General features: G+C 73.6%; 5 protein-coding genes. All 5 read left to right on the top strand.

Features of this window, described 5'->3' with window-relative positions; genetic code table 11:
* Positions 1 to 2: 2 nt before the first annotated feature.
* The 5 genes from ACFV57_RS16330 (at position 3) to whiA (ending at position 6,208) form a co-directional block, all read left to right on the top strand.
* Positions 3 to 902, top strand: coding sequence for a hypothetical protein (locus ACFV57_RS16330; protein WP_385231562.1), 900 nt, complete (start codon positions 3 to 5; stop codon positions 900 to 902).
* A gap of 113 nt (positions 903 to 1,015) precedes the next feature.
* Positions 1,016 to 3,172, top strand: a complete 2,157-nt coding sequence (gene uvrC, locus ACFV57_RS16335; protein ID WP_385231565.1) for an excinuclease ABC subunit UvrC — start codon at positions 1,016 to 1,018, stop codon at positions 3,170 to 3,172.
* Between the two features lie 32 nt (positions 3,173 to 3,204).
* Positions 3,205 to 4,167 (top strand): RNase adapter RapZ, encoded by a 963-nt coding sequence (gene rapZ, locus ACFV57_RS16340; protein WP_385231568.1) that lies wholly within the window; start codon positions 3,205 to 3,207, stop codon positions 4,165 to 4,167.
* Positions 4,164 to 5,228, top strand: coding sequence for a uridine diphosphate-N-acetylglucosamine-binding protein YvcK (yvcK, locus tag ACFV57_RS16345; protein ID WP_385231571.1), 1,065 nt, complete (start codon positions 4,164 to 4,166; stop codon positions 5,226 to 5,228). Before rapZ ends, yvcK begins: the two co-directional genes overlap by 4 nt.
* Positions 5,219 to 6,208 (top strand): DNA-binding protein WhiA, encoded by a 990-nt coding sequence (gene whiA / locus ACFV57_RS16350; RefSeq protein ID WP_003987139.1) that lies wholly within the window; start codon positions 5,219 to 5,221, stop codon positions 6,206 to 6,208. Before yvcK ends, whiA begins: the two co-directional genes overlap by 10 nt.
* Positions 6,209 to 6,491: the final 283 nt, after the last annotated feature.

The raw sequence follows: 6,491 nt of genomic DNA on the forward strand, positions 1-6,491 counted from the left end.
CCATGACCGAGCACAGAGCTCCGGCCGTATCCGCCACCGCCGGCGGACGCGGCACCCCGGCCCGCCGCGCCGCCATACGGGCCGCCGCCACCGGCGCCCTCACCGCCGCCCTCCTCGGCCTCGCGCCGCAGAGCGCGCTGGCCGCCACCCCCGCCCCGCCGCCCGCGCCCGCCGCCTCGGCCGTCACCTCCGCCCGCGCCGCGGCCACCGCGCCGGACGCCCTCGCCACGCTCTCCCGGTTCTTCGCCCGCGACGGCGCGGTCACCCTGGCGAAGGCGCAGCCGCGGATCGAGGGGCGGACCGTGCCCGTCTACGTCCTGTCGGCGGACTTCGTACGCGGCAAGGCCGGGGCGCCCGTCTCCCAGCTGGAGTTTTTGGCCAGCACGGCGGTCTCCGCCGACGGGCAGAAGGCGTCCGTGTGGACCGCCGAGACCGGCGGCGCCTGGAAGGTCGTCAACATCGCGACCGGCGACGACGAGGCCCGCTACAGCGCGGCGGGCGACGGCGGCACCGTCTTCCAGGAACCGCAGATCAACGCCTGGTACGAGCAGCGCGGCGACCGCATCCGGCCGCTGGACGCCGAGGCGCGCAAGGCGATCGGCGCGGGCGGCACCACCGTCGCCGCTTACCAGAAGCGGGTGGCGAAGGCGTACGGCGACAAGCTGCCCGGCTCCGCCTACGACCGGCGCGGCGCCGCGGGCGGATACGGCCCGCAGTCGGCCGGCGCCGAAGGGGCCGGACAGGCCGGCACGCGCGAGCAGCCCGTCGCGGCCGGTGCCACGGCGGGGGCCGGCGACAGCAGCGGCCCGGTGACCGCCGCCTCGGCCGTCGCGGGCACCGCGGCCCTGCTCGCCCTCGGCCTCTCCGGCGCCGCGGCGCTGCGCAGGCGCCACAGCCGCTGAGCACCCGGCCCGCCCCGGCCCCGGCGCTCCCGAAGCCGCCGCGGCCGGGGCGGGCACGCTCTCCGGCGCCCACGGTCCGCCCGCTGTCACCGCCCCCAAGTAGGGTGGGCGGCATGGCAGACCCCAGCAGTTACCGACCCAAGCCGGGACAGATCCCCGACTCGCCCGGGGTCTACAGATTCCGTGACGAGTACCGCCGCGTCATCTACGTCGGCAAGGCCAAGAGCCTGCGCCAGCGCCTGTCCAGCTACTTCCAGGACCTGGCCAACCTCCATCCCCGTACGCGCACGATGGTCACCACCGCGGCCTCCGTCGAGTGGACGGTCGTCAGCACCGAGGTCGAGGCCCTCCAGCTCGAATACACCTGGATCAAGGAGTACGACCCGCGGTTCAACGTCAAGTACCGCGACGACAAGAGCTATCCCTACCTGGCCGTCACCCTCAACGAGGAATACCCCCGGGTCCGCGTCATGCGCGGCGCCAAGAAGAAGGGCGTGCGCTACTTCGGCCCGTACGGCCAGGCCTGGGCCATCCGCGAGACCGTCGACCTGATGCTGCGCGTCTTCCCCGTACGGACCTGCTCCGCCGGGGTCTTCAAGCGCTCCGCCCAGATCGGCCGCCCCTGCCTGCTCGGCTACATCGGCAAGTGCTCGGCCCCCTGCGTCGGCCGCGTCTCCCCCGAGGAGCACCGCGAACTGGCCGAGGAGTTCTGCGACTTCATGGCCGGCCGCACCGGCGCCTACATCCGCCGCCTGGAGAAGTCCATGCAGGAGGCGGCCGAGGAGATGGAGTACGAGCGGGCCGCCCGCCTGCGCGACGACATAGACGCGCTCAAGCGGGCGATGGAGAAGAGCGCCGTCGTGCTCGCCGACGCCACCGACGCCGACCTGATCGCCGTCGCCGAGGACGAGCTGGAAGCGGCCGTCCAGATCTTCCACGTCCGCGGCGGCCGGGTGCGCGGCCAGCGCGGCTGGGTCACCGACAAGGTCGAGAACGTGGACACCGCCGCCCTCGTCGAGCACGCCCTCCAGCAGCTGTACGGCGAGGAGAGCGGCGACGCCGTACCGAAGGAGGTGCTGGTCCCGGCCCTGCCCGACCCCGTCGAACCGGTCCAGCAGTGGCTCACCGGGCGCCGCGGCTCCAACGTCTCGCTGCGCATCCCGCAGCGCGGCGACAAGAAGGACCTGATGGCCACGGTCCAGCGCAACGCCCAGCAGGCCCTGGCCCTGCACAAGACCAAGCGCGCCTCGGACCTGACCACCCGCTCCCGCGCCCTGGAGGAGATCGCCCAGGCCCTCGGCCTGGACTCGGTGCCGCTGCGCATCGAGTGCTTCGACATCTCCCACCTCCAGGGCGACGACGTGGTGGCCTCCATGGTCGTCTTCGAGGACGGCCTGGCCCGCAAGAGCGAGTACCGCCGCTTCCAGATCAAGTCCTTCGAGGGCCAGGACGACGTCCGCGCCATGCACGAGGTCATCGGGCGCCGCTTCCGCCGCTACCTCCAGGAGAAGCAGCAGACGGGGGAGTGGGACGAGGAGGCCCCCGCAGGGGAAGCGCCCGCCGAGGGTGACCCTGCCGAGGGAGCGCCCGCGGGGCAGGACGACGCGGCGGCCGCCGCCGCTGCGCCGGCTGCCGCCGCAGTGCCCCCCGCCGGCGCCGGTGCTCCGCTCGCCGACGAGGACGCGCCCGCGGCCACCGGCCCCACCGACGAGGACGGCCGGCCCAAGCGCTTCGCGTACCCGCCCCAGCTGGTCGTCGTCGACGGCGGCCAGCCGCAGGTCGCCGCCGCCCAGCGGGCCCTGTCCGAGCTGGGCATCGACGACGTGGCCGTCTGCGGCCTCGCCAAGCGCCTCGAAGAGGTCTGGGTGCCGGACGAGGACGACCCCGTCGTACTGCCCCGCAGCAGCGAGGGCCTCTACCTCCTCCAGCGCGTCCGTGACGAAGCCCACCGCTTCGCCATCGCCTACCAGCGCAACAAGCGCGGCAAGCGCCTCAAGGCCGGACCGCTGGACAGCGTCCCCGGCCTCGGCGAAAGCCGCCGCCAGGCCCTGCTGAAGCACTTCGGCTCGCTCAAGCGGCTGCGGGCCGCCCGGGTCGAGGACATCTGCGAGGTACCGGGCATCGGCCGCAAGACGGCCGAGACCATCGCGGCGGCCCTGGCCGGAGCGGCCCCGGCCGCCCCGGCGGTGAACACCGCCACAGGAGAGATCATTGAGGATGACACGGCCCCACCGGCCGCGTTGTCATCAGAACGGGGGCAGGAACGATGAGCGGCAGCAGCACAGAGCAGTACAGGCACGACATGCGGGACACGCAGGACAGCCGGCGTCCCCGCAAGACCGAAAGAGACGGTGCACAGGTGAGTACGGGCACGATGCGCGAGGCCGACCAGGGCGAGAGCACCGCCATCCCCGAGCTGGTGATCATCTCCGGGATGTCGGGAGCCGGCCGCAGCACGGCCGCCAAGTGCCTGGAGGACCTCGGCTGGTTCGTCGTCGACAACATCCCGCCCGAGCTGATCCCGCCCATGGTCGAACTGGGCGCCCGCTCCCAGGGCAACGTGGCGCGCATCGCCGTCGTCGTCGACGTCCGCGGCCGCCGCTTCTTCGACAACCTCAAGGAGTCCCTGGCCACCCTCGACGCACAGAACGTCAAGCGCCGCATCGTCTTCCTGGAGTCCTCCGACGAGGCCCTGGTGCGCCGCTTCGAGTCGGTGCGCCGCCCGCACCCCCTCCAGGGCGACGGCCGCATCGTGGACGGCATCGCCGCCGAGCGCGACCTGCTGCGCGAGCTGCGCGGCGACGCCGACCTGGTCATCGACACCTCCAGCCTGAACGTCCACGAACTGCGCGCCAAGATGGACGCCCAGTTCGCCGGCGAAGAGGTGCCCGAGCTGCGCGCCACGGTCATGTCCTTCGGCTTCAAGTACGGCCTGCCCGTCGACGCCGACATGGTCATCGACTGCCGCTTCATCCCCAACCCGCACTGGGTCCCGGAGCTGCGCCCCTTCACCGGCCTGAACGACGAGGTCTCCGGCTACGTCTTCGGCCAGCCCGGCGCCAAGGAGTTCCTGGACGGCTACGCGGAGCTGCTGCGCATCGTCGCCGAGGGCTACCGCCGCGAGGGCAAGCGCTACGTGACCATCGCCGTCGGCTGTACGGGCGGCAAGCACCGCAGCGTCGCCATGTCCGAGAAGCTGGCCCACCGCCTGGTCTCCGAAGGCGTCGAGACCGTCGTCGTCCACCGGGACATGGGGCGCGAATGACCGCCCGTCCCCTGCGGCTGCGCCGGGTCCGCAAGCTGGTCCCGGGCAGCCGCTCCGGCAGGGGCGCCACGCCCAAGGTCGTGGCGCTCGGCGGCGGCATGGGCCTGTCCGCCTCCCTGGCCGCGCTGCGCCGCATCACCGGCGACCTGACCGCCGTCGTCACGGTCGCCGACGACGGCGGCTCCAGCGGGCGCCTGCGCGACGAGCTCGGCGTGCTGCCGCCCGGCGACCTGCGCAAGGCGCTGGCCGCGCTGTGCGGGGACGACGACTGGGGCCAGACCTGGTCCCGGGTGATCCAGCACCGCTTCACCAGCGAGGGCGAACTGCACGACCACGCGGTCGGCAACCTCCTCATCGTCGCCCTGTGGGAACAGCTCGGCGACCACGTCCAGGCCCTGGACCTGGTCGGCAAGCTGCTCGGCGCGCACGGCCGGGTGCTGCCCATGTCCGCCGTACCGCTGGAACTCCAGGCCCTGGTCAAGGGGCACGACGAGACCCGCCCGGACGAGATCTCCACGGTCCGCGGCCAGGCCACGGTCGCCCTGACCCCCGGCGAGGTGCAGTCCGTGCACGTCGTACCGGAGGACCCGCCCGCGGTGCCCGAGGTCGTCGAGGCGGTCCGCGACGCGGACTGGGTGGTGCTCGGCCCCGGCTCCTGGTTCTCCTCCGTCATCCCGCACCTGCTCGTGCCCGAGCTGCGCGAGGCACTGGAGGAGACCAAGGCCCGCAAGGTCCTCTCGCTGAACCTGGCACCGCAGCCGGGCGAAACGGATGGCTTTTCCCCGCAGCGTCATTTGGAGGTTTTGGCCCGACACGCCCCTAAACTCGCCTTCGACGTGGTGCTGGCCGACCGGGCCGCCGTGCCCGACATCGAGAGCCTGACCGCCGCTGCCAAGCAGCTCGTGGGCAGCGAGGTCGAGCTGGCGGCGGTCGCCGCGCCCGGCAGCCCCTGCGGCACGGCGGAGACCCACAAGGGTGCCGCCCGGCACGACCCGGAGCTGCTGGCCGCCGCGTACGACCGTATTTTTCGGATGCATGGAAGGATCGGCCCATGGCGATGACGGCAGCGGTGAAGGATGAAATCTCCCGGCTCCCCGTCACCCGGACCTGCTGCCGGAAGTCGGAGGTCTCGTCGATCCTGCGGTTCGCGGGTGGTCTGCACCTGGTCAGCGGGCGCATCGTGATCGAAGCGGAGCTGGACACCGGCATCGCCGCCCGACGGCTGCGCAAGGACATCCTGGAGATCTTCGGCCACTCCTCCGACCTGGTGGTGATGGCCCCCGGCGGCCTGCGGCGCGGCAGCCGCTACGTCGTACGGGTCGTCGCCGGCGGCGACCAGCTCGCCCGCCAGACCGGCCTGGTCGACGGCCGCGGCCGGCCCATCCGCGGCCTGCCCCCGCAGGTGGTCTCGGGGGCCACCTGCGACGCCGAGGCGGCCTGGCGCGGGGCCTTCCTCGCGCACGGCTCGCTCACCGAGCCCGGCCGCTCCTCCTCCCTGGAGGTGACCTGCCCGGGGCCCGAGGCGGCCCTCGCGCTGGTCGGCGCGGCCCGCCGGCTCGGCATCGGCGCGAAGGCCCGCGAGGTGCGCGGCGTGGACCGCGTCGTCGTCCGTGACGGTGATGCGATTGGCGCGCTGTTGACGCGGCTGGGGGCCCACGAATCCGTACTGGCCTGGGAGGAGCGGCGGATGCGCCGCGAGGTCCGCGCCACGGCCAACCGCCTCGCCAACTTCGACGACGCCAACCTGCGGCGCTCGGCGCGGGCCGCTGTCGCGGCGGGTGCGCGGGTTCAGCGCGCCCTGGAGATCCTCGGCGAAGAGGTCCCCGAGCACCTCGCCGCGGCCGGCCGCCTGCGCATGGACCACAAGCAGGCGTCCCTGGAGGAGCTGGGCGCCCTCGCCGACCCGCCCCTGACCAAGGACGCGGTCGCGGGCCGCATCCGCCGCCTCCTGGCCATGGCCGACAAGCGCGCCCAGGACCTGGGCATCCCCGGCACGGAGTCCAATCTGTCGGAGGAGATGGCGGACGGGATGGTCGGCTGAGCGGGGGCGCGGTTTCGCGCCGTTGTACCGGGGAGTTTCGGCGGCCGGTGGCCGGCCGGGCGCCGTGGCCGACTTGCTGCCCGTGCCGGGTGGCGCGCCCTGTACCCGGGTACGGGTCCGGTCCTCCGGACTTCGTCCTGCGGCCCACCCCCTCCCGCCGGTACGGCGAGCGACGGCCGGTGGGGGCAGGCGTCCCCCACCCACGTACGTGTCAGGCTGCCGCGTACGGGAGGGTCCGGGACCGTAGGACGGAGTCCGTAGGGGCCGGGCCCGCGCCGCCGAT

The organism is Streptomyces sp. NPDC059788, assembly GCF_042732265.1.
Lineage (GTDB): Bacteria > Actinomycetota > Actinomycetes > Streptomycetales > Streptomycetaceae > Streptomyces.